Consider the following 22,734-nt stretch of genomic DNA (forward strand, 5'->3'; position numbering starts at 1 on the left):
GGGGTTGGGACGGTGGCTGGGACGGAGGGGGCTCGTCAGAGGCGTTCGATGATGGTGGTGTTAGCGGTGCCGTGGGCTTCGCAGATGGTCTGTAGCCCGTATCGGCTGCCGGTGCGTTCGAGTTCGGTCAGCAGGTCCGTCATCATGCGGGCGCCGGTGGATCCGAGGGGGTGGCCGACAGCCACCGAGCCGCCGTTGACGTTGAGTTTGTCGTCGGGGACGCCGAACTCTTTTTGGAACATCAGCGGTACTCCCGCGAACGCTTCGTTGACCTCGAACAGGTCGATATCGTCCACCGTGAGCCCCGACCGGTCCAGGGCCTTGCGGGTGGACTCGAGGATTGCGGTGAACTGGATGATCGGATCGGCCGCGGCGACCGCGTGGACCACGAAGCGGGCGCGGGGGGTGAGCCCGTGGGCCTCGGCGAACTCGCGGTCGGCGATGAGTAGTGCGGCGGCGCCGTCGCTGAGCTGGGAGGAGTTGGCTGCGGTGGTCTTGCCGTCTTCGGCGAACACCGCCCGCAGGGACGCCATCTTCTCTGGGTCGAGCTCGGCCCGGATCCCCTCATCCGCGGTCACGGGCTCGCTGGAGTCATCGAGCGGGTCGCGGCGCAGCGGAACCAGCTGGGTCTCGAAGCGGCCGTCGCGGGTGGCAGCCAGCGCCCGCTCGTGGCTCCGGCGGCTGAAGGCGTCGAGTTCCTCCCGGCTGAGGTCGAAGCGGGTGTTCATCAGCTCACTGGACGGGCCTTGAACCAGCAGTCCGCCGTCGTAGCGGGCCAGTTCGCGGGGGGAGTATTGCGGGCCTAGCGGGGCGCCGGGTTGTAATGAGGATGGCAGCGCCACCTGTGACATCGACTCCACGCCGCATGCGATGGCGAGGTCGTAGGACCCCGCCTCCACACCGTGGGCGGCAAATGCGACAGCTTGCTGCCCCGAGCCGCACTGTCGGTCCACGGTCACGGCCGGCACCGAATCGGGCAGGCCGGAGGAGAGCACCGCATGGCGAGCGATGTTGGAGCTCTGCTGGTCGTGCGTCATCACACAGCCAGCGATCACGTCGTCGATTTTCTCCGGCGCCACATCACTGCGGCGAACCAGTTCACTGAGGGTGGCCCCCAGCAGATCGGCGGGATGCCAGGCGGCCAGCGCCCCGCCGCGCTTGCCGACCGGGGTCCGGACGGCATCGACGATCACGGCCTCGCGGGTGGCTCGGGAACTACGGGGCTGGGGGGAGTCGGTCATGACTGGGTCCTTCCTCAAGGTGGTCAGGTGGTGGGCGCCGTGGGCGCGTGAGTGGTCTGCGCTGTGGCCGGGTGGGCATCGCGAACGGCGGTGAGCGGGATGTCGTGGCGCGCGGCCAGATCCTCCCAGTGGGCCGTGGTGTGCGCGGCGAAGGCGCGGGTGTAGGCGGCGGATGTGCCGTCGCAATCGAGTACTTCTCTGGTGCGGGCCTCGAAGTGCGGTTCGAGTGCCCCCAGGGCGATGTGGCCGTCGGCGGTGGCATAGATGTTGTAGGAGGGCAGAGCCCCGCCCAGTGGTGCTCCATTGCCAAACAGGCCGTGCCGGAGGGCAGCCGCGGAGTCGTACGCGGCCGCGTCGAGAGTGATGCGTTGATGTCCGCCGGAGTCGTGCTGTCCCCGGGCCAGCAGCAGGGCCAGGGCGGCCGAGATGGCCCGCTCCCCACCGACGGTGTCGGCGACCGGGACCAGCGGCAGGTGCGGCGGCCGGATGGTGCCGTATCTCGCCTGATATGTCAGGTCGTGGCCCGCGACCTCCTCGTCGGCGCCGTCGTAGCCCACGATCTCCACATGGCACAACCGCGGGTAGCGGTCGCTGAGATCGCCGAGGCCGAGTCGGCAGAACGCTGACGGGCGCATGGCGGTCACCAACACGTCCGCCGTATCGAGCAGCCTGGTCAGCTCCTCCAGGCCGCTACGACTTTTGAGGTCGGCCCGACGAACCTCCACTCCCTGTGTCAGTTCTGCGTACCAGGAGGGCGCGGCCACGGCCAAGGCGTCACCCACCGGCGGCTCCACTTTGATCACCGCTGCGCCGAGGTCACGAAGGCCTGCCACGGCCAGCGGACCGGGCAGGTTGGTAGCCAAAGAGACGACCTGTATGCCGGCCAGGGGTCGGAGCGATCTGGGACTCATTTCAGCGACTATACAAGTAGTCAGTAAACTTAGCCACTGTATAGCTTTAGCGATTGGCGCGTCCCCGTAGACTCGTTTGTCGACCGAAGGGAGACCGCGTGGACCGCCCCGCCCAGCACTCCGGCGACCAAGATCTCACCGCCAAAGCGCGAATCCGCAACGCCGCTCTCGAGCTTTACGCGGCCAACGGCGAGGACCGCACACCGATGCGGGCGGTCGCGGCCGCCGCCGGGGTTACCGTAGGGCTGGTGGTCCATCACTACGGGTCCAAAGACGGCCTCCGCGAGGCCGTGGAGCAGATCGTCGTGGAGCGTTTTGCGTCGGCCCTTGCTTCGGCGCCGACCGACGGGGCCGGCGAAGAAATCGCTCGCGTCCGGAATGAATCCGTCGCGGAAATGCTGGTCAGAAACCCGGAGGTGGTCAACTATCTCCGCCGGGCGCTACTCGAACCCGGTGGTCAGCGGGGGCAACTGCTGGAGCGGCTCACCGAACTTACCCACCGGGAGGTCGTTGCGATGCGCGAGACCGGCGCGGCCTCGCGGGGTCGCGCCGACTCCGTCCAGGTGGTCGACGTGATCATCAACCAGATGGGCCGGCTGTTCCTGCAGCCGCTGGTGGATGCCGTCTGGACCCACCTCGGGACCTTTACCCACACCGAGGGGCGCAGCAAGCCCGAGCTCGGCGTGAGCGTGTCCGGGGGAGGAGCTGTCGATCGTTCCCACGGGTCAGCCACCTGACTCGAGTTTCACTTTCACTGAACATCTGTACAAGCATCACGCTGGCGGTTACTGTTCCTGCTGTGTCCGGGGTCACATATCCGATCCCGGAGTCTTCAACACCTCAGGAGTCACCATGGCCACTCTCGGAGGCGCCCTCGCGCTCAATGCCCGCCGGCACCCGGACAAGACCGCACTGATCTTCGGCGAGAGCACCTACTCGTACGAGCAGCTCGCGGCCCGGATCAATCAGTATGCGCACGCGTTGGCGTCGCTCGGAGTCGGCAAGGGCGACAGGGTGGCACTGCTGAGTCCGAACTCCGACGCGTACATCCTGGGCCTGTACGGAGCGTTCCGACTGGGGGCCATTGCCGTGCCTCTCAACCCTCGCGTGCCGGCCCGCGAACTTCGCTACCTGCTCGAGGACTCCGGTGCGACGGTGCTGCTGTACTCCGAGGGGCTCGCGGTGGTGGTGGCCGGCCTCGACGAACTCGATCCGCTGCCGTCCGCGCCGCAAAGTCTGGTGCTGGACGAGCCCGCCGCGCAGGGCATCGCGCGGCTCGCAGACACCATGCCGACCACCGCGCCGGAAGTGGAGGTCATCGAGGACGACGACTGCATTATCCTCTACACCTCGGGCACGACCGGGCGTCCCAAGGGAGCGGTGTTCGACCATCACCGCATGCTGTGGGTGGGGAACTCGGTTTCCGCACTCGGTATGAATATCTTCGACCGGAATCTGCACGTCGCGCCGATGTACCACTGCGCGGAGCTGGTCCTGTTCGTTATGTCAGGGTTCAGCCTGGGCACCACTCACGTGGTGCTGCCAGCGTTCGAGCCCAAGGCGGTCCTGGATGCGCTGGAGAAGCACCGCATCACCGTGTTCCTGGGCGTGCCCACCATGTACCAGATGCTGCTGCAGCACCCCGAGCTCGGCACGCGCGATCTGTCCGCGTGGCGGCTGGGCTTCTTCGGCGCCGCACCAATGCCGCCGAGCGCGGCGACCAGCTTGCTCGCCACCCTGCCGCACGTGCAGTTCTTCCAGCTGTGCGGCCAAACCGAAGGCGGCCCGACCGGCATCTTCCTCACTCCGGACGAAGTACGCGCCCGCCCAGATGCCACCGGACGGGCGTCCATCACTAACGCCGAGACGCGGATCGTCGACGACGAGGGCAACGACACCGCGGTCGGCGAGCCCGGGGAGATCATTTACCGAGGCGAGACCATCATGAAGGGCTACTGGAACAAGCCCGAGGCCACCGCCGATGCGCTCCGCGACGGCTGGCTGCACAGCGGCGACGTGGCGGTCCGGGACGCCGACGGGTTTATCACGATCGTTGATCGGATGAAGGACATGATCATCACGGGCGGGCGCAACGTGTACTCGGTGGAGGTCGAACAGGCCCTCGCCGGCCACCCGGACGTGGCCGATGTGGCGGTCGTCGGGCGGCCGGACGAGATGTTCGGGGAGAGCCTCATCGCCGTCGTCACCCCGGTCGAGGGCCGCGAGGTCACCTTGGAGTTGCTCCGCGAGTACGGATCCCAGTTCATTGCGGGTTACAAGCTTCCGCGCGAGCTCATCACCCGGCCCATTCCCCGTAACCCCTCGGGGAAGATTCTCAAGCACGTGCTGCGTGATGCAATCACGGAAGGCACAGTCGCCACCAGCTAACAATCGGATAGCTCGTTAGGCTCCTCTACCAAGCCACCTGCCATTTGGCCCGCTCTGGGAGAGGTCGAGTTCGCGGGATACTCGGCGTCGCCTACTTGTCATAACGTAAGTTATCGGCGGTAACTTAATGGGAGTGTGTGCAGCTGCATTTACTGTTGATTACCTGCGATAACGTGTTTTCTGGTGGACGCTCAGGGGGCTCGTGCAGCGAGGGTGTCTGGTTACGGGCGTTGGGTGAGGATGGTGCTGGCTTCTTCCATCTGTCGGACCCACTGTGCGGTTGCGGTGGAGCGCAGCTCGACGAGATCAAGCATCCGCGCGAGGTCGTCGGAGAGGTCTCGGGCGAAGATCGGTTCGTGGTGGGCGATACGGTTCCGCAGTTTCCGGATGACCTCCAGGTCGTCGCGGACCTGCTTGCGAAGCTCTTTGGCGGTTTTCCCGGCGGTATTGGGAAATAGTGACAGGATTTGGTGGTGCCAGATCCGCTCATCGTGGCGAGCGGTGAACATGGCCTGCCAGAACGAGAGTTTCAACTCTGCGACCACTTTCCCGGTGGTCTGTTCGCGACTGCGGGTTTGGATTAGGTCACGTTGCGGGTTGTAGATGTGCCCTTTGGGTGAGGGGAGACTCTGCTGGAAAGTCTGGTTCCACGGCCATTTGGGCCCGTACACGGCGGTAATTGCCTCGTCGACCGCATTGCGTGTGGAGATCTCGGCGAAATGCGAGGGCAGCATCAGTGCGGCGGCGATGCGCGCGTTCCAGCCGTAGAGCGCCATGGCCTGGGCGGTATCCCCGCCGGCCGCCGAGATGTAGGTGTTTGCCCGAGGGGTACTCAGCACAGCCTGGATGGCTGCGGTATCAGTGGGCTTGGCGGCGGCACTCTGAGAACGTACACTTGGAGTTACTAGCCGTGGGACTTGCGGGCGTAAGCCTCCCCCTGCGGACATAGGAATAAAGGAAGGGATCTCGCCGAGCGAGGTCCCTTCCTTTCTGTGTCTGGGTTACTGCATCGGCGTTGTCGCTGGCCAGGGCTGGCGCAACCGGAAGGTACAGGTGTGCGCTGGCGACAAGTCTCTCCCGTGTGGCGGTGTACGCCGTATGGGGTCGGCGATGATGTGCCGCCAGCTGTCGATGCCACGTCGGCGTCCGTGCTGGAGGGCTACAACCGCGCCGTCGGAGGGCGCCGGGCCCACGCGTCGCTCGTGACCCCATCTGGCTCGACGGTAGGAGTGCCGGCTCCGACGGCCATCCCTGCCCATGGTCGCCGCGCCACGCCTGGTGCGGACTATCCGTCGAGCGCGGAATCGGGTAACGTCGGTAACGCCACACGTTACCGGTTACCCGTTACCGCTACTTGGGGAGTTGTCATGTCGTCGTCGGAGAAGATCGCTCACGCCTACGGCGTACTCGTCGCGCGCGGGGACAAGGTCACCGTGCGGGCGGTGCAGAAACAGGCGGGGGTGCGGATCGGCGAGGTAGCGGCGTGGATGCGCGAGCACGCCACGGGCGCAGCAAGCGAGGTTCCCGAGGCCCCGGACTTGTCTGAGCCGATGTCGGCGATGGTGGCCTCGGTGTGGGCGGCGGCGTGGAAGCGCGCCGCCGAGCAGGCAGACGAGGCCACCGCGGTGGCGCTCGATGCCGCGCGCGCCGGCGAGGCCGACGCCCTCGCCGCGGTGGAGATAGCCACCGCGCAACAAGCAGACGCCGACGCGGCCCGAGATGAGGCGGTCCGGGACGCCGAGCAGCTGCGCACCGAGCTGGCCCAGGTCCGCCAGCAACTCGAGACGATGCAGCGCCAGGCAGAGCAGGCGCGAGCCCTGGCGGAGGAGGCTGACCGCGCCCGGGTGCGGGCCGAGGCCACCTCGGACACCTTGCGTGAACTGCTGGACGCGTTTCGTTCCTCCGGGCAGGCCGACGAGGACAAGTAGCGATCCGCACCGTGGTGGCCTTGTCGTGTCGGACCGGGCGAGCACACTGACAAAGCAGGACAGGCAATGAACAAGCGGCCCGGACTTCCGTCAGGTGCGGTCGGGCCGTAACGGGACGAACGCCAACACGGGGGGCGTCATGTGGGATCTGCAGACCGCGGTACAGGCCGTGGTGGTGGTCGCTGTGGCCTCGGTTTTGGTGCCGCCGCTGGCGCGCGGCATCGGAGGCATCTGCGCCGTGATCGGCTTCTGTGGGGTGACCCAGTCGAGCTCCTGGGCGCCGACGGTGATGGCGTTGGGGATGGTGGCGTGGTTTGTCGGGCACTGGTCGTTCGCCGTGCGCCACGATGTGCATTACCGGTCCCGTCTGGCGCTGGTGGTGATCGACAAGACGCCACTGCGGTGGGCGATTCCGCGCTACTGGCAGCTGCGCCGCCAAAGACGCATCGCGGAAGCCCGCTGACACTCCCACCCGACCGAAACAGCAATGGCCCCACCGCTTCGGTGGGGCCATTGCTGTAGGTGTTTGGAGACGATTCTAGAACAGTGGCGGCTCGTCTAGGGGCGCGGTGTTGCCGCAAGCTTGGGCGTAAGCCTTGGCGTTCCAGCCGCCGGAGACCGCCTCGCGGACCGCGAGGGAGCGGGCGTGCCGGTCGTGGCGTTCGGTGGTGTTGCGGATGATCCCGGTACGCCCGCAGGCGACCGCGTAGAGCAGGTTCGCCGATTGGGTTGAGGCGATAAGATGGTCCGGGTCTAGGCGCACGCACAAGGGTTCATTGCAGCGGTGCTCACCGATCGCCCCGTCGGTTAGTTCGCCGGCGACCAGGAGCGCGAAGCGGTGCGCGTACTCGGTTCTGCTGACGCCGCCTTGTCGCCAGGTGATACGTCCGTATCCGTCGGAGATGGCGCCGGTCCAGATGTGGCATCCATTGCCCGGGGCGCGCACGACACGTGAGTAAAACGCGGCGATCGCCGCCGAGGTCGGAGGCAGTGTCGAGTCGTACGGCCTGGACCGCCTCGCAGCAGGTCGGGGCTGGGGACAGGCGTCCATTCCCGGCAGCGGGATGTCCTCGAACCACCGGCCCGAGGAAGACTCAGGGCTGCTGCTCACCGTTGGTGTCCGCCGAGGTCTGATCCGCCGCTGGCGTGTCACCGCCGTCGGCATCGTTGACCGTGTCGTCGGTGTCGGTGGTGTTGTCCTTGGCGGCGCGGATCGCCGCCCCGACCTCGCGGGCGGACAGTCCGGTCATCTCCGCCAGGTCGGCCTGCGCCACACCCAGGTCCCGAAGCTCGACCAGCGCATCGCCGAGGGCGATCTGCGCGTCATTGCGGGCGTCGATCGCCGAGAACACCGCGACCAGCTTGGCCTCACGCTTGCGTGCCCGCTCCAGCTCGTCGGCCATCGCCTGACGAGCGCGGGCCCGTGCAGTCTGTGAACGTGAATCAGTCTTGGTAGCCGCCATGACACCCGACCCTATTGCCCCACCCATCGTGCCGCAATGCTCAACCAGCACACCGTCTGGCCGATCCCGCTGTCACCGTCGCCGTTCGTCCCCGATCCGGTCGCACGTTCCGTGCTCCTTGATCCTCGCCTTCGCTCGTCTCAAACAGCCACACACAGTAGGCACTTCTAGTGAGCGATGGGAAACAGCTGGTCAGCGCCCTGCGTCCTCGTGGGGCGTAGACGCCCCGCACGAGGCCGCATACGCTGGAGGCTGTGATGAGTCTCCGAGCTCGGTTCATGGCGACCTCGAACTCGGCGGTCATGCCGAGTACCTGGAACATCATGGCACCGACCGGGTCGGCGGGGTCGTAGGTAGTCCTCCCGACAGTCAGTGATGCGCCCTCTCTCCGGATCTGGTCCGCGATGTCGAGCAGGTCGCGCAGCGATCGTCCGAGACGGTCGAGCTTGGTTACCACGAACTCGTCGCCATCTCGCAGTTCAGCCAGCGCCCGATCCAGCGCCGGGCGCTGACGGCGCCGGCCACTGACACCGCGGTCGAGGTATCCGCCGGCGATCAACGCCGAGCTCGATCAGTGCCTGTCGTTGGGTCTCGACGTTCTGTTCGTCGGTAGACACCCGCCCGTACCCGATCTTCACCCCAGCAGTGTTGCATATGCCTGTGATTTATCCACTCATATTGCGCTACATGTCATTGATGCAGCGGCATGAGTCGCCGTTAGGGTCCGAGCTGCGCGAGTCTCCGCCCGGGGCTTGCTCACGGCGTGTCGCGTTAGACGATCGTCAAATGCGACACCAGACTGACGGCCCATGGTGACCTGGGGGAGTTGCCACAATCCCCAGTGCCCTTCGCGGCAGTTCGGCTTTGGGTGTTTAGGTTGGCCCATCCCTGTTGCCGTCGGGCGCGGGACGTTTGCTCTCGGCGTCAGTTGCCGCCACCCAGACTCTGTTCTCTTCACCCTCCGCGAGAATGCGAGTGGCACGGGCGTCCGGGTCTCCCGGGCTGAGCGCTACGATGCCGTCGTCGACGTAGTCGACGACGGCATCAAGGAACGCTGCGACCTGGCCAAGGTGGTGTTCTTCTCCATCCAACTCGATGTTTAGCCTGGGTGTTTCATGGGGATCTGCGGATCGCTGGGCGAAAATAGACCGAAGTGCTTCCTGAGCAGGGGAAACTGGGACTTGTCTAAGGTTCCATGTTCTCCAGCAGAAAGCACTCGGTAGGTGAAGCGTACTTCGTGGTCGGCCGGTCTGTCCGTTACTGCTGATGGTGTCGGGGTGATCGCCCACGCCGGGGCCATCGTGCCTCGACTTCTGGCTGATCAGGTCGGTCTGACCGCCGAGCTGTCAGGGGCCATGGCTCGCCGACAATTCATCCCGATCCACGACCGCGGCCGTGTGCTGATCGACACCGCGGTGATGCTCGCCGATGGCGGCGAGTCCATCTCCGACATCGGCGTCCTGCGCCACCAATCCGGGGCCCTGGGCCCGGTCGCCTCGGCGCCGACGGTGTGGCGCACACTCGATGAGGTCACTGCCGGCAAGCGCAAGAAGATCCAGGTCGCGCGTGCCCGCACGCGGCGGCACGTGTGGTCCCAACTGCCCGGCGGAGTACCCGCATCGGCGTGTGCGGGCGGGATCTGGGATCGACGGTCGTGCTCGATGTGGATGCCACCATCGTGGTCACCCACAGCGAGAAGGAACATGCAACTCCGACATATAAGCGCACGTTCGGGTACCACCCGATCGGCGTGTGGTGCGACAACACAGAAGAGTTTCTCGCCGCGAGCTTGCGCCCGGGCAACGCCGGTCGAACACCGCTGCCGACCACATCGACGTCCTGGGCCAGGCCATCGCGCAGATCCCCGCCAGTCATCGGCGTGATCTGCTGATCCGCTCCGACGGTGCCGGCGCCTCCCACGACTTGCTGGAGTGGATCACCGAGCAGAACCGCGTTCGTGGTCGACAGGTGGAGTACTCGGTCGGCTTCGCTATCACTGCCCCGATTCGCCGGGCCATCGCGACCTGCCCCGAAGCCGCGTGGGGACCAGCGCTCAACCCCAACGGGGACATCCGCGACGGGGCCGACATCGCGGAGCTGACCGGGTTCCTCGCTCCCGGGATGCCAAAGTGGCCAGACGGGATGCGGGTGATCGTACGCCGCGAGCGGCCCCACCCCGGCGCCCAGTTGTCGATGTTCGAGGAGATCGATGGATGGCGCTACCAGGCTTTTGTCACCAACACCGCCACCGGCCAGCTGCAGTTTCTTGAAGCCAGGCATCGGGCTCACGCCCGGGTCGAGGACCGCATCCGCCACGCCAAAGACACCGGCCTGGGCAGGCTTCCCTCGCGGGAGTTCGCTCTCAACCAGGCTTGGCTGGTGGCGGTGATGATCGCCGCAGATCTGGTGGCGTGGACTCGGATGCTGGCCTGCACCGGCGACGCCGCAGTTCTGGCCTTGTGCGAGCCCAAAGCGCTGCGCTACCGCTTCCTTCACGTGGCAGCCCGACTGGTCCGTAGTGGCCGGCGGCGGCGCGTGAAGATTCCCGAAACATGGCCGTGGGCCACCGCCATCGTCGCAGTGTTCAACACGATCGCCGCGATCCCAAAACCCGCCTGACCTCACCTGCCCGCCCACGACATCACCACCCGGAGACCCGCCCACCGGCAGCGCCAGCCACACACGCACGCCCACACGCGAAAACAAGCCCGCCGTCACCCGACAGCAGCAGTCACACCGGCCCGTGAATCAGCGGGGTTAGAGTGGTGTAACTCGGTGGCCGAGATCGTCTCCGACATCCGTGTCGTTGACGGATGTAGAGCGGCCACCGTGTGATCCATCGAGTCAACCTTCCAAAGAATCCTCGAGGAGTCATCACGATGACCGCACCCCATATTGTCGACCCGGCAGGCCTGCTTGGCCAAGCCCTCACAGAGGCGTCTCCAGATCTGATGCGTGAGCTGCAGCAGACCATGATCAACGCCCTGCTGTCCGCGGACGCCGATGCCGTCTGCGGCGCCGAGTGGAACGCCCGCTCGGAGCAGCGCACCAACCACCGCAATGGCTACCGCCACCGGCCCCTGGATACGCGGGTCGGCACCGTTGATGTCGCCGTCCCGAAGCTGCGCTTGGGCAGCTACTTCCCGAGTGGCTGCTCGAGCGCCGCAAGCGGGCCGAGTCACGGTCGTGGCGGACTGCTACCTGCGTTCCGGGCACCGCGCCGGGAGCGGTCGAGTGGAGGAGGTTGTCGTGCCGGGGCAGGACGACCGGCACGCGGCCATCTCCCAGACTGAACCCCCCGGCCGCCGGCTCGTGGAGGAGAGCGGTGGTGATTGTCTGGCGGACGCCCGGGGCTGCCTCGCCCAGCGCATTTCTTGAGCTATCACTCGGCGGGCGGCGCAGGAACGAAGGATCCTTTCGATGGACCGCTGAGGTAGGTACATGCCTGCATGAACGAATGTATAGTCACGTAACCGCATGCCCGTCCAACCGGAAACCGCGCAGATTGCTGCGACGCCGATTCAGGAGATGTCATGTCAGTCGAGGTCCCTACCCGTCATCCAGAGCCGCGACGAGTCCTACTGGACTATCCCACCGTCAGGCAGGGCATTGTGGTTCCGGAGCGCTGAGAGACCTCCTGGAGTGGGCCGGTCTGGGCTGGGACGAGGTGCCGAGCGAAGGTCTGGTCTTCGGAATGGGCGGTGGTCTCGGCTTCACCTACCTGCGGGCACCGGGTCTCGCCCCTCCCATCTACTTCGTCGGGCGTAGCAGCGACCTCGAGGTCGACCTTCTCGCCAGGCTGGGTGCAGAGGTCGACGTTCGGGAACCCGACGATCCCGAGACCGGCTGGGGCTGGGTCCGCCGCGAACTCCAGCAAGGCCGTCCCGTGCTGATGTGGGCCGACATTTCTGAGCTGCCCTACCTCAATGTCCGCCTTCAGATGAGTCGGCACGACATCGTCGTGATCGGTTACGAAGACGACACCGAGACGGCTTTCGTGGTGGACAACGACCGAGCCGAGATGCAGAAAGTCCCCTACGAGGCTCTTGCGCGGGCGCGCGCGTCCCGATCGTTCCCCGTGCCCACGAGGCACACCACGTACTTCGTGAACTGGCCCCAGATCCTGCCCGATCTCCGCCAGACTGCGGCTTCGGCCTCGTGGCCTCGGTCGAAAACATGCAGGCGGCGACAACCGCGATTATTCCGGACGCGTCGGTGCTACCGCCGGATGCCGTTGCCGCTGCCGGGATCAGTGGAGTCACGGTCTCGCCGAGGATGTCGACCGGTGGCCGGGGCTCATGCCCGAACCGGAACTGGACATCGCGCTGCGTTCTCTCCACGCCTTTGTAGAGAAGGCAGGCACGGGCGGCGGCCTGTTCCGCCGGTTGCAGGCAGTTCTGTGGCGACGTGGCCCGGCTAACGGAGTCCGCGGAGATGGCGAAGGCCGGAACTGCGCTCTTGCGCTGCGCGGACACGTGGTCGGCTCTGGCTGCGGCCGGCCGTAGCGACGGATCGACGCTCGATCGCTGGCGACGGGTCAATGAACTCGCCGCGACGCTTCCCCGCGACGAAGGCCATGCCATCTCTCACATGCGCAAAGCGGCGGGGGAACTGGGGATGGGTGACCCATTGTAGGCAAGTCGGCGAACGCAGCAAGCGAGCACCACTGCCGGGTTGCAGCAGCAAATCTGCGGCCAGCGACGTAAAGGCGACCCGCTCTACGGGATCCGCACCATCATCCCGCTGCGACCCGGCACGGCTGACCGAGCGGCAGTGGCGACGGTTCAATGACGCATTGGCCGCCGACCCCCGGCACGAGGAACTGTTCCTCGCCTGGCAGATCGCCCACGAACTCCGACAGGCCTACCACCATAAAGACCTGCCAGCCGGGCGCAGCGCTGCGGAGAAGATACTCGCGACCTTGCCGTCCTGCCCGATCCCAGAGATCGCCCGCCTCGGCCGCACTCTTCGCAAGTGGAAGGACTCCTTCCTCGCCTACTGGACCACTGACCGATCCAACAATGGTGAACCGAAGCGATCAACGGCCTCATCGAACTCCACCGGCGCCTGGCCCGCGCTACCGCAACCGCGACAACTACCGCCTGCGGATGCTCCTCATCGCCGGCGGCTACGGACCTGACCCCACACTCAGATGCGAAGAGCCCCTTATCCGCCCTTCCGGAATCAGAGTGCATTGATCCGGTCGTGAAGCTGACCGGAGTGGATCAGTGACCGCAAGATGTAGTGCTTGAGGTTGCGGAAGCCCAGGGCGATTCCGCGGAGGTGTTCGAGGCGTCCGTTGATGGCCTTGACGGGCCGTTGGAGGCGCCCACGTCGAAGTAGGCGAGGATCTCGCGGTGCCGCTTCCATAGCGACCGGCCCAGCTGGGCGAGCTCGGGCAGTGGACGTTCCCGCTCTGGTGGACACCCGGAGATGAGCGGTGAGTTCCCCAAGATAGAGGGAGCGGATCGTCGAGGGTGCCGTCGATCTGGCGGCGGCGGATGCCGTCGTCGATCAGCGCCTTGCCGGCGTAGACGTCGGCCTTGCACTCGGCTAGTACGAACTGGGTGTTCTGGAAGTCCAGGAGTTTCTTGCCGAACGCATCGCGCTCTTTGACGTACCGGATGGTCTCGATCACCGCGGCTCGGCCACTGCCACGCCGGCGACTCCGATGATGAGTCGCTCCGCGGCAACTGGGTCATGAGTTCGGCGAAGCCGGAGCCCTCCTCGCCAAGGATGTTCTCCACCGGTACCCGCATGTCGTCAAAGAAGAGTTCGCGGGTGTCCCATCCGTGCATGCCGATCTTCTCGAGGACGGCGCCGCGGGAGAAGCCCGCGACGTTATTGTCGACCTCGGCGACTAGTAGGGAGATGCCCTTGCCGCCGGCCGCTGGATCGGTCTTGGCCACGATGACAACCAAGTCGCAGTGGGTGCCGTTGGAGATGAAGGTCTTGGCGCCGTTGACCACGTAGTGGTCGCCGTCGCGGATCGCTGTGGTCTTGAACGTTCTGCAGGTCTGAGCCGGTACCAGGCTCGGTCATGGCGACGGCCACCACTTTCTCGCCGGAGGCGAGCCCGGGTAGCCAGCGGCGCTTTTGCTCCTCGGTCCCGTAGGCGTTGATGTAGTGGCTGACGATCGTGGAGTGCACGGTGAAGCCGAACGCGCTGTCGTGCGCGTACGCCAGTTCCTGGGCCACTACAGCCTCGTGGCCGAAGTCGCCTCCCCCGCCGCCCGTCCTTTTCGGCGATGTCGGTGAGCAGTAGGCCTGCCGCTCCGGCTCTGTTCCAGAGTTCGCGGTCGACGTGGCCCTGCCGGGCCCAGTCCGCCTGGCGGGGGGTGACTTCTCTGGCGAAGAAGGCGCGGGCGTGGTCCCGTAGCAACTCGTGGGACTCGGTTTGCCAGGTGGGGCGGTGGTCGGGGAACAGGGTGGTGGTCATGATCTTGTCCTTGTCGGGCCGGGTCAGCGGCCGGTGAAGTTCGGCGAACGCTTGGCCACGAAGGCGGCCTGGCCCTCGTGGCTGTCGTCTGAGGCGAGTGAATAGACGAAGTTGCGCTTTTCCGTGCTCGAGCCCTGCGGCTATCGACCCGGTCTGCGCGGCCAGGGCGGCGTCTTTGGCCAGGGCCACGGCCAGCGGGGAATTAGCCGAGATCCGCTGCGCCAGGGCGATCGCCTGTTCGACGACCTCGTCGTCGTCGACCACCTTTCCCACCAGGCCGAGGGTGGCGGCCTCGGTCCCGGTGACCAGGTCGCCGCTGAGCAGCAGTGCCATGGCGCGAGGTTTGCCGAGCGCCCGGATGAGTCGTTGGGTGCCGCCGCCGCCGGGGATGACGCCGAGCTTGACCTCGGGTAATCCAAGGCGGGCACCCTGGCCGACGATGCTGGTGTCGCAGGCCAGGACGAGTTCGAGCCCGCCCCCCAGGGCCAGGCCCTCGACGGCTGCGATCACCGGTTTGGGGGAAGTTCTCCAGGTCGGCCCATAGAGTCCCCCGGAGGCCCGCCGCTGCCCGATCAACGGATCGGCCCGCAGGGCGTCGAACGCGGTGATGTCTGCTCCAGCGCAGAACACGCCGCTCGCGCCGGCCAAAACTATGGCGCGCACGGAGTCATCGGTCCGCAGCTCGGCTAGGTGCCTGTTCAAGGCTGCGAACACCGCGGCGTTCAGTGCATTCCGGGCCTCGGGTCGGTTGATGCGCAGGATCGCGACGGCTCCGCGTCGTTCGCTGCGCACCACATCATCGTGTCCGCTCCGGTTGTTCATTCCTCGGCTCCCCGGTAGAGATCGGCGTGGTCGGTGCGTAGCGTCTTTTGTCCAACTTGCCGACGCTGGTGCGCGGCAGCGCGTCGGCGAAGATGACGATGTCGGGCAGTTGCCACTTGGCGAACTTGTCTTCCAACACGGCGTGGATGTCGTCGACGTCAAGATCGGCACCGTCTTCTTGGACGACGATCGCAACCGGGCGCTCTTGCCACTTGGGATGCTCGATCCCCACCACGGCGGCTTCGCGGACCTGTGGGTGGGCGACGATCGCGTTTTCCATGTCGATCGAGGAGATCCATTCGCCGCCGCTTTTGACCACGTCCTTGATGCGGTCGGTCAGCTTGAGGTAGCCGTCGGGGCGGATCGTGCCGGCATCGCCGCTGCGCCACCACCCATCGGCGAACGCGCCGCCTTTGTCTTCCATCTTGTGGTAGCGCTCGATGATCCACGGGCCGCGCATGAGCACCTCGCCCTGGGAGACACCGTCGTGGGGTAGTTCGGTTCCGTCCGGTCCGACGACCTTGATGTCGATCCCGTTGACCAGCAGACCCTGGCCCGCTTGAGATCCCACTTCTCCTTCTCACTGAGCACGTCCCGCAGCGTGTGCTTCAGGCCTGCGTTGACGGTGACCAGCGGAGTGGTCTCCGTGGCGCCGTAGGCGTGGATGATGTCGGCGCCGGTGAGGTCATGGAAGCCGCGCATGAGCGTGAGCGACGGTTCGGTCGCCCCGGACAGCAGACGGGCGCGGCTGAAGTCCGGGCGCGTCTTGAGTGTGCGGATGTAGTCGAGCATCGGCTCGAAGATCGCGGGGGCACCGTTGGCTACGGTGACGGACTCGGAGATCATCGCGTCAACCAGCACAGAGGTGTCCTCGGCCGTATACCGTCCGGGCAGCACGACCTTGGCGGCCGAGTAGATGGCCGACTGCGGCAGTCCCCAGCCCTGGCCGTGGAACATCGGGGTGATGACCATGACGGTGTCGTCGTCGCCCATCTTCAACTGCGCTGCCTCGGCAAGAGTGTGGAGGTAGATCCCGCGATGGGAGTAGTACACGCCCTTGGGGCGGCCGGTGGTGCCGGTGGTGTAGCACGCGCTGTACGCCGAGGTTTCGTCGATCATCGGCCAGTCGAAGGTCGATTCCGCGGCCGTCAGCGCGTCTTCCCAGTGGACGACCCCGGGCAGGGTGGTGGAGATCTCCGAGAGTGGCTTGTCCGTCATGACCACCCAGGTCTTCACCCCGACGCCCTGCTCGACCAGCGCCTCGGCCACGGGCAGCAGGGACTCGTCGACCAGCACGATCGAGGCTTCGGCGTGGTCGGTGACATAGGCCAGGTCCACCGGGCGAGCCGCAGGTTCATCTGCAGCATCACCGATGCGATACCGGGAATCGCCCAGTACAGCTCCATATGGCGTTTGGAGTTCCAATCCAGGATTCCCACCACCGTTCCGGGCCGGCCCCCAGCCCGGTGAGCGCGTGGGCTGACTTCCCGACCCGCTCGAACATGTCTGCGTAGGTGTAGCGGTCCCAGCCCCCGTCGATGGTGCGGAATACGATCTCCTGCTCGGGGTAGGTCCGGGCGGAGTGCCGCAGCAGGGTGGTGGTGTTGAGCTGGTAACTGTCACCGTGTGTCGACGGCAGACCGGTGACGATGGGGTGGGACGTCATGTTGGTGCTCCTGAAGTGGGGTTGGGACGGTGGCTGGGACGGAGGGGGCTCGTCAGAGGCGTTCGATGATGGTGGTGTTAGCGGTGCCGTGGGCTTCGCAGATGGTCTGTAGCCCGTATCGGCTGCCGGTGCGTTCGAGTTCGGTCAGCAGGTCCGTCATCATGCGGGCGCCGGTGGATCCGAGGGGTGGCCGACAGCCACCGAGCCGCCGTTGACGTTGAGTTTGTCGTCGGGGACGCCGAACTCTTTTTGGAACATCAGCGGTACTCCCGCGAACGCTTCGTTGACCTCGAACAGGTCGATATCGTCCACCGTGAGCCCCGACCGGTCCAGGGCCTTGCGGGTGGACTCGAGGATTGCGGTGAACTGGATGATCGGATCGGCCGCGGCGACCGCGTGGACCACGAAGCGGGCGCGGGGGGTGAGCCCGTGGGCCTCGGCGAACTCGCGGTCGGCGATGAGTAGTGCGGCGGCGCCGTCGCTGAGCTGGGAGGAGTTGGCTGCGGTGGTCTTGCCGTCTTCGGCGAACACCGCCCGCAGGGACGCCATCTTCTCTGGGTCGAGCTCGGCCCGGATCCCCTCATCCGCGGTCACGGGCTCGCTGGAGTCATCGAGCGGGTCGCGGCGCAGCGGAACCAGCTGGGTCTCGAAGCGGCCGTCGCGGGTGGCAGCCAGCGCCCGCTCGTGGCTCCGGCGGCTGAAGGCGTCGAGTTCCTCCCGGCTGAGGTCGAAGCGGGTGTTCATCAGCTCACTGGACGGGCCTTGAACCAGCAGTCCGCCGTCGTAGCGGGCCAGTTCGCGGGGGAGTATTGCGGGCCTAGCGGGGCGCCGGGTTGTAATGAGGATGGCAGCGCCACCTGTGACATCGACTCCACGCCGCATGCGATGGCGAGGTCGTAGGACCCCGCCTCCACACCGTGGGCGGCAAATGCGACAGCTTGCTGCCCCGAGCCGCACTGTCGGTCCACGGTCACGGCCGGCACCGAATCGGGCAGGCCGGAGGAGAGCACCGCATGGCGAGCGATGTTGGAGCTCTGCTGGTCGTGCGTCATCACACAGCCAGCGATCACGTCGTCGATTTTCTCCGGCGCCACATCACTGCGGCGAACCAGTTCACTGAGGGTGGCCCCCAGCAGATCGGCGGGATGCCAGGCGGCCAGCGCCCCGCCGCGCTTGCCGACCGGGGTCCGGACGGCATCGACGATCACGGCCTCGCGGGTGGCTCGGGAACTACGGGGCTGGGGGGAGTCGGTCATGACTGGGTCCTTCCTCAAGGTGGTCAGGTGGTGGGCGCCGTGGGCGCGTGAGTGGTCTGCGCTGTGGCCGGGTGGGCATCGCGAACGGCGGTGAGCGGGATGTCGTGGCGCGCGGCCAGATCCTCCCAGTGGGCCGTGGTGTGCGCGGCGAAGGCGCGGGTGTAGGCGGCGGATGTGCCGTCGCAATCGAGTACTTCTCTGGTGCGGGCCTCGAAGTGCGGTTCGAGTGCCCCCAGGGCGATGTGGCCGTCGGCGGTGGCATAGATGTTGTAGGAGGGCAGAGCCCCGCCCAGTGGTGCTCCATTGCCAAACAGGCCGTGCCGGAGGGCAGCCGCGGAGTCGTACGCGGCCGCGTCGAGAGTGATGCGTTGATGTCCGCCGGAGTCGTGCTGTCCCCGGGCCAGCAGCAGGGCCAGGGCGGCCGAGATGGCCCGCTCCCCACCGACGGTGTCGGCGACCGGGACCAGCGGCAGGTGCGGCGGCCGGATGGTGCCGTATCTCGCCTGATATGTCAGGTCGTGGCCCGCGACCTCCTCGTCGGCGCCGTCGTAGCCCACGATCTCCACATGGCACAACCGCGGGTAGCGGTCGCTGAGATCGCCGAGGCCGAGTCGGCAGAACGCTGACGGGCGCATGGCGGTCACCAACACGTCCGCCGTATCGAGCAGCCTGGTCAGCTCCTCCAGGCCGCTACGACTTTTGAGGTCGGCCCGACGAACCTCCACTCCCTGTGTCAGTTCTGCGTACCAGGAGGGCGCGGCCACGGCCAAGGCGTCACCCACCGGCGGCTCCACTTTGATCACCGCTGCGCCGAGGTCACGAAGGCCTGCCACGGCCAGCGGACCGGGCAGGTTGGTAGCCAAAGAGACGACCTGTATGCCGGCCAGGGGTCGGAGCGATCTGGGACTCATTTCAGCGACTATACAAGTAGTCAGTAAACTTAGCCACTGTATAGCTTTAGCGATTGGCGCGTCCCCGTAGACTCGTTTGTCGACCGAAGGGAGACCGCGTGGACCGCCCCGCCCAGCACTCCGGCGACCAAGATCTCACCGCCAAAGCGCGAATCCGCAACGCCGCTCTCGAGCTTTACGCGGCCAACGGCGAGGACCGCACACCGATGCGGGCGGTCGCGGCCGCCGCCGGGGTTACCGTAGGGCTGGTGGTCCATCACTACGGGTCCAAAGACGGCCTCCGCGAGGCCGTGGAGCAGATCGTCGTGGAGCGTTTTGCGTCGGCCCTTGCTTCGGCGCCGACCGACGGGGCCGGCGAAGAAATCGCTCGCGTCCGGAATGAATCCGTCGCGGAAATGCTGGTCAGAAACCCGGAGGTGGTCAACTATCTCCGCCGGGCGCTACTCGAACCCGGTGGTCAGCGGGGGCAACTGCTGGAGCGGCTCACCGAACTTACCCACCGGGAGGTCGTTGCGATGCGCGAGACCGGCGCGGCCTCGCGGGGTCGCGCCGACTCCGTCCAGGTGGTCGACGTGATCATCAACCAGATGGGCCGGCTGTTCCTGCAGCCGCTGGTGGATGCCGTCTGGACCCACCTCGGGACCTTTACCCACACCGAGGGGCGCAGCAAGCCCGAGCTCGGCGTGAGCGTGTCCGGGGGAGGAGCTGTCGATCGTTCCCACGGGTCAGCCACCTGACTCGAGTTTCACTTTCACTGAACATCTGTACAAGCATCACGCTGGCGGTTACTGTTCCTGCTGTGTCCGGGGTCACATATCCGATCCCGGAGTCTTCAACACCTCAGGAGTCACCATGGCCACTCTCGGAGGCGCCCTCGCGCTCAATGCCCGCCGGCACCCGGACAAGACCGCACTGATCTTCGGCGAGAGCACCTACTCGTACGAGCAGCTCGCGGCCCGGATCAATCAGTATGCGCACGCGTTGGCGTCGCTCGGAGTCGGCAAGGGCGACAGGGTGGCACTGCTGAGTCCGAACTCCGACGCGTACATCCTGGGCCTGTACGGAGCGTTCCGACTGGGGGCCATTGCCGTGCCTCTCAACCCTCGCGTGCCGGCCCGCGAACTTCGCTACCTGCTCGAGGACTCCGGTGCGACGGTGCTGCTGTACTCCGAGGGGCTCGCGGTGGTGGTGGCCGGCCTCGACGAACTCGATCCGCTGCCGTCCGCGCCGCAAAGTCTGGTGCTGGACGAGCCCGCCGCGCAGGGCATCGCGCGGCTCGCAGACACCATGCCGACCACCGCGCCGGAAGTGGAGGTCATCGAGGACGACGACTGCATTATCCTCTACACCTCGGGCACGACCGGGCGTCCCAAGGGAGCGGTGTTCGACCATCACCGCATGCTGTGGGTGGGGAACTCGGTTTCCGCACTCGGTATGAATATCTTCGACCGGAATCTGCACGTCGCGCCGATGTACCACTGCGCGGAGCTGGTCCTGTTCGTTATGTCAGGGTTCAGCCTGGGCACCACTCACGTGGTGCTGCCAGCGTTCGAGCCCAAGGCGGTCCTGGATGCGCTGGAGAAGCACCGCATCACCGTGTTCCTGGGCGTGCCCACCATGTACCAGATGCTGCTGCAGCACCCCGAGCTCGGCACGCGCGATCTGTCCGCGTGGCGGCTGGGCTTCTTCGGCGCCGCACCAATGCCGCCGAGCGCGGCGACCAGCTTGCTCGCCACCCTGCCGCACGTGCAGTTCTTCCAGCTGTGCGGCCAAACCGAAGGCGGCCCGACCGGCATCTTCCTCACTCCGGACGAAGTACGCGCCCGCCCAGATGCCACCGGACGGGCGTCCATCACTAACGCCGAGACGCGGATCGTCGACGACGAGGGCAACGACACCGCGGTCGGCGAGCCCGGGGAGATCATTTACCGAGGCGAGACCATCATGAAGGGCTACTGGAACAAGCCCGAGGCCACCGCCGATGCGCTCCGCGACGGCTGGCTGCACAGCGGCGACGTGGCGGTCCGGGACGCCGACGGGTTTATCACGATCGTTGATCGGATGAAGGACATGATCATCACGGGCGGGCGCAACGTGTACTCGGTGGAGGTCGAACAGGCCCTCGCCGGCCACCCGGACGTGGCCGATGTGGCGGTCGTCGGGCGGCCGGACGAGATGTTCGGGGAGAGCCTCATCGCCGTCGTCACCCCGGTCGAGGGCCGCGAGGTCACCTTGGAGTCGCTCCGCGAGTACGGATCCCAGTTCATTGCGGGTTACAAGCTTCCGCGCGAGCTCATCACCCGGCCCATTCCCCGTAACCCCTCGGGGAAGACTGGTTCTCCCGAGACAGTTCGATGTGTGTTCACAGTTAGAGAACTCAACGTGTACGATGTGTGTTCACAGTTAGAGAACTCAACGTGTACTTTTGAAGGAGTGGATGTGCCCCGTACTTTCCTAGCAAGATCGATTGGATACGCAGCTGCTGCGCTACTCGTAGCAACAGCAACAGCAACAGCGGGCGCTCCGGCCGTTGCAGAGCCTGCGGACGCCCCTGTCGAGAACGGCGGCCTGCTGCGGTCTGTTAAGACGGATCTCCTGGCAGGCGCCATCCCTACTGGGGTGAAGGCGACTTCGGTCACGTATCGAAGCTCCGATACCCGCGGCAAGCCAGTCGCTACAACGGGAATTGTTATGGTTCCGGCTTCGAAGTGGACTGGTAGAGGACCTCGCCCATTGGTCACCTATGCAGTTGGCACCCACGGCTCGGATCCGAGTTGCCGACCTTCACAGCTGCTGACTCGCGGACTGACCACCGACCGCTCTGGCGTTCCTATGATCGAGCTACAGCTGCTTGACGTGGCTTCCCTCTTGACTCGAGGGTTCGCTGTAACCATGACCGACTTTCAGGGGACGGAGGCGCCGGGGCGGCTACCTTACCTGCAGCCCATTCCCCAAGCCCACGCAGTGCTTGATGCTGCGCGCGCCGCTATATCGGTGGGGGCAGTTGATCGCCGAGCGCCTGTCGGAATCTGGGGATACTCACAGGGGGGCGGGGCAGCTGCCGCCGCTGCCGAACAGGCCAAGTCTTATGCCCCTGAACTCAATATCAGAGGGTCTGTGGTCGGTGCGCCCCCGACCAACCCGGCGCGAACAATGATGTTCAACGAAGGGAAGCTATCGGCCGGAGTTATTGGCTACTTCGTGAACGGGGTACGGGCTGAGTATCCGCAACTTGCGCCGAAGATCGATGCGAAACTAAACAGTCAGGGTAGAGATTTTCTGCGTAAGACTGCGGGTGAGTGTCTGGTGGGCAGTGTCGTCGGCCACTATTTCAGATCGACAAAGGGGATGACGGTAAGTGGGCGACCGTTAATCGAAGAGTTGGCTTCCGATCCTGAGATAAACAGCGTATTCCAGAGTTTCGTAATGGGACGAACGGCACCGAGTCATCCGGTACTCCTTATGCAGAACGTGAACGACGACGTTGTCCCCGCCGACGATGCGAATGCCACGGCAGACGCTTGGAAACGCGGGGGTACCAACGTCGCCAGGGCGAATATCAACACACCATCGCTACCGCCCATCGGAGCTCCAGGACACGCAGTCGGATTGGTTACCGGTAATATCGCAGTCAACTGGCTGGCAGGCCGACTCACCCAATAAATGGCTCACAGCGAGGACCTGCGGAAGTCAAGCGTGTCTGCCGGCT

General features: G+C 65.9%; 16 protein-coding genes and 10 pseudogenes. 10 read left to right on the plus strand and 16 right to left on the minus strand.

Going from position 1 to position 22,734, the window contains the following annotated elements:
* Positions 1–35 precede the first annotated feature (35 nt).
* Both BJL86_RS01530 and BJL86_RS01535 read right to left on the minus strand, forming a co-directional pair.
* On the minus strand, positions 36–1,241 hold the full coding sequence (locus BJL86_RS01530; RefSeq protein ID WP_006897083.1) for a thiolase family protein: 1,206 nt from the start codon (positions 1,239–1,241) through the stop codon (positions 36–38).
* 23 nt (positions 1,242–1,264) lie between these two features.
* Positions 1,265–2,152 carry a CoA transferase gene (locus BJL86_RS01535; protein WP_008382193.1) on the minus strand — a complete coding sequence of 296 codons (888 nt, stop codon included), beginning with the start codon at positions 2,150–2,152 and terminating at the stop codon, positions 1,265–1,267.
* Between the two features lie 98 nt (positions 2,153–2,250).
* Here BJL86_RS01535 and BJL86_RS01540 point away from each other — a divergent pair, with 98 nt between their 5' ends.
* Complete coding sequence (locus BJL86_RS01540) at positions 2,251–2,889, plus strand: TetR/AcrR family transcriptional regulator (protein ID WP_067478254.1); 639 nt, start codon at positions 2,251–2,253, stop codon at positions 2,887–2,889.
* 115 nt (positions 2,890–3,004) lie between these two features.
* On the plus strand, positions 3,005–4,540 hold the full coding sequence (locus BJL86_RS01545) for an acyl-CoA synthetase (protein ID WP_067478257.1): 1,536 nt from the start codon (positions 3,005–3,007) through the stop codon (positions 4,538–4,540).
* A gap of 221 nt (positions 4,541–4,761) precedes the next feature.
* Here BJL86_RS01545 and BJL86_RS01550 read toward each other — a convergent pair whose 3' ends face one another.
* On the minus strand, positions 4,762–5,379 hold the full coding sequence (locus BJL86_RS01550) for an Abi family protein (RefSeq protein WP_198034336.1): 618 nt from the start codon (positions 5,377–5,379) through the stop codon (positions 4,762–4,764).
* Positions 5,380–5,907: 528 nt separating this feature from the next.
* On the opposite strand from BJL86_RS01550, the gene BJL86_RS01555 reads away from it, so the two are divergent.
* Both BJL86_RS01555 and BJL86_RS01560 read left to right on the plus strand, forming a co-directional pair.
* Positions 5,908–6,468: a hypothetical protein gene (locus BJL86_RS01555; protein WP_067478264.1), complete on the plus strand. Its 561-nt coding sequence runs from the start codon at positions 5,908–5,910 to the stop codon at positions 6,466–6,468.
* A gap of 139 nt (positions 6,469–6,607) precedes the next feature.
* Entirely contained in the window at positions 6,608–6,931 is a 324-nt protein-coding gene (locus tag BJL86_RS01560) for a hypothetical protein (RefSeq protein WP_067478267.1), read from the plus strand.
* Positions 6,932–7,006: 75 nt separating this feature from the next.
* Here the strand turns inward: BJL86_RS01560 and BJL86_RS01565 are convergent, their stop codons facing one another.
* The 5 genes from BJL86_RS01565 to BJL86_RS17785 all read right to left on the minus strand — a co-directional run bounded on the left by BJL86_RS01565 (position 7,007) and on the right by BJL86_RS17785 (position 9,517).
* Entirely contained in the window at positions 7,007–7,579 is a 573-nt protein-coding gene (locus BJL86_RS01565; protein WP_067478270.1) for a hypothetical protein, read from the minus strand.
* Positions 7,563–7,931, minus strand: a complete 369-nt coding sequence (locus BJL86_RS01570; protein WP_231887329.1) for a hypothetical protein — start codon at positions 7,929–7,931, stop codon at positions 7,563–7,565. The genes BJL86_RS01565 and BJL86_RS01570 overlap by 17 nt, the downstream gene beginning before the upstream one ends.
* A gap of 40 nt (positions 7,932–7,971) precedes the next feature.
* Positions 7,972–8,490, minus strand: coding sequence for a recombinase family protein (locus BJL86_RS01575; RefSeq protein WP_075844770.1), 519 nt, complete (start codon positions 8,488–8,490; stop codon positions 7,972–7,974).
* 313 nt (positions 8,491–8,803) lie between these two features.
* The gene (locus tag BJL86_RS16925) at positions 8,804–9,022 is read right to left on the minus strand and encodes a hypothetical protein (RefSeq protein ID WP_156515464.1); all 219 of its coding nucleotides are present in this window, start codon (positions 9,020–9,022) and stop codon (positions 8,804–8,806) included.
* Positions 9,023–9,277: 255 nt separating this feature from the next.
* A complete protein-coding gene (locus tag BJL86_RS17785; RefSeq protein WP_418235950.1) occupies positions 9,278–9,517 on the minus strand; it encodes a hypothetical protein in 240 nt (79 codons plus the stop codon).
* 92 nt (positions 9,518–9,609) lie between these two features.
* Between BJL86_RS17785 and BJL86_RS01585 the strand changes: the two are divergent.
* From BJL86_RS01585 to BJL86_RS17795, 4 genes and pseudogenes are all read left to right on the plus strand, one after another.
* Positions 9,610–10,550, plus strand: a pseudogene (locus tag BJL86_RS01585) (IS1380 family transposase).
* Between the two features lie 260 nt (positions 10,551–10,810).
* Positions 10,811–11,135: pseudogene (locus BJL86_RS01590) on the plus strand (transposase); the annotation flags it as partial.
* A gap of 421 nt (positions 11,136–11,556) precedes the next feature.
* Positions 11,557–12,566 (plus strand): annotated as a pseudogene (locus tag BJL86_RS17790) (BtrH N-terminal domain-containing protein).
* Complete coding sequence (locus tag BJL86_RS17795) at positions 12,508–13,071, plus strand: transposase (RefSeq protein ID WP_418235951.1); 564 nt, start codon at positions 12,508–12,510, stop codon at positions 13,069–13,071. The pseudogene BJL86_RS17790 and the gene BJL86_RS17795 overlap by 59 nt, the downstream one beginning before the upstream one ends.
* A 44-nt stretch (positions 13,072–13,115) precedes the next feature.
* Here the strand turns inward: BJL86_RS17795 and BJL86_RS01620 are convergent.
* The 8 genes and pseudogenes from BJL86_RS01620 to BJL86_RS01645 all read right to left on the minus strand — a co-directional run.
* A pseudogene (locus tag BJL86_RS01620) lies at positions 13,116–13,333 on the minus strand (transposase); the annotation flags it as partial.
* A gap of 110 nt (positions 13,334–13,443) precedes the next feature.
* Positions 13,444–13,581, minus strand: a pseudogene (locus tag BJL86_RS17685) (acyl-CoA dehydrogenase family protein); the annotation flags it as partial.
* A gap of 166 nt (positions 13,582–13,747) precedes the next feature.
* A pseudogene (locus tag BJL86_RS17690) lies at positions 13,748–13,900 on the minus strand (acyl-CoA dehydrogenase); the annotation flags it as partial.
* A 151-nt stretch (positions 13,901–14,051) separates the two neighbouring features.
* Positions 14,052–14,129, minus strand: a pseudogene (locus BJL86_RS17695) (hypothetical protein); the annotation flags it as partial.
* A 40-nt stretch (positions 14,130–14,169) separates the two neighbouring features.
* Positions 14,170–15,192, minus strand: a pseudogene (locus BJL86_RS01630) (enoyl-CoA hydratase-related protein); the annotation flags it as partial.
* Positions 15,189–16,858 (minus strand): annotated as a pseudogene (locus tag BJL86_RS01635) (long-chain-fatty-acid--CoA ligase). The pseudogenes BJL86_RS01635 and BJL86_RS01630, both read right to left, overlap by 4 nt.
* A 52-nt stretch (positions 16,859–16,910) precedes the next feature.
* A pseudogene (locus BJL86_RS01640) lies at positions 16,911–18,114 on the minus strand (thiolase family protein).
* Positions 18,115–18,137: 23 nt separating this feature from the next.
* Positions 18,138–19,025: a CoA transferase gene (locus tag BJL86_RS01645; protein WP_008382193.1), complete on the minus strand. Its 888-nt coding sequence runs from the start codon at positions 19,023–19,025 to the stop codon at positions 18,138–18,140.
* 98 nt (positions 19,026–19,123) lie between these two features.
* Between BJL86_RS01645 and BJL86_RS01650 the strand changes: the two genes are divergently transcribed.
* Both BJL86_RS01650 and BJL86_RS16935 read left to right on the plus strand, forming a co-directional pair.
* Positions 19,124–19,762: a TetR/AcrR family transcriptional regulator gene (locus tag BJL86_RS01650; protein ID WP_067478254.1), complete on the plus strand. Its 639-nt coding sequence runs from the start codon at positions 19,124–19,126 to the stop codon at positions 19,760–19,762.
* 115 nt (positions 19,763–19,877) lie between these two features.
* Positions 19,878–22,688: an AMP-binding protein gene (locus BJL86_RS16935; protein ID WP_156896117.1), complete on the plus strand. Its 2,811-nt coding sequence runs from the start codon at positions 19,878–19,880 to the stop codon at positions 22,686–22,688.
* Positions 22,689–22,734: the final 46 nt, after the last annotated feature.

This window comes from Dietzia timorensis, from assembly GCF_001659785.1.
GTDB classification, from domain to species: domain Bacteria; phylum Actinomycetota; class Actinomycetes; order Mycobacteriales; family Mycobacteriaceae; genus Dietzia; species Dietzia timorensis.

Excerpts from the sequence above, each read along its gene's own strand:
- BJL86_RS01530 (WP_006897083.1), bottom strand. The coding sequence starts at position 1,241 with ATGACCGACTCCCCCCAGCCCCGTAGTTCCCGAGCCACCCGCGAGGCC.
- BJL86_RS01535 (WP_008382193.1), bottom strand. The coding sequence starts at position 2,152 with ATGAGTCCCAGATCGCTCCGACCCCTGGCCGGCATACAGGTCGTCTCT.
- BJL86_RS01545 (WP_067478257.1), top strand. The coding sequence starts at position 3,005 with ATGGCCACTCTCGGAGGCGCCCTCGCGCTCAATGCCCGCCGGCACCCG.
- BJL86_RS01555 (WP_067478264.1), top strand. The coding sequence starts at position 5,908 with ATGTCGTCGTCGGAGAAGATCGCTCACGCCTACGGCGTACTCGTCGCG.
- BJL86_RS01560 (WP_067478267.1), top strand. The coding sequence starts at position 6,608 with ATGTGGGATCTGCAGACCGCGGTACAGGCCGTGGTGGTGGTCGCTGTG.
- BJL86_RS01570 (WP_231887329.1), bottom strand. The coding sequence starts at position 7,931 with ATGGCGGCTACCAAGACTGATTCACGTTCACAGACTGCACGGGCCCGC.
- BJL86_RS17795 (WP_418235951.1), top strand. The coding sequence starts at position 12,508 with ATGCCATCTCTCACATGCGCAAAGCGGCGGGGGAACTGGGGATGGGTG.
- BJL86_RS01645 (WP_008382193.1), bottom strand. The coding sequence starts at position 19,025 with ATGAGTCCCAGATCGCTCCGACCCCTGGCCGGCATACAGGTCGTCTCT.
- BJL86_RS16935 (WP_156896117.1), top strand. The coding sequence starts at position 19,878 with ATGGCCACTCTCGGAGGCGCCCTCGCGCTCAATGCCCGCCGGCACCCG.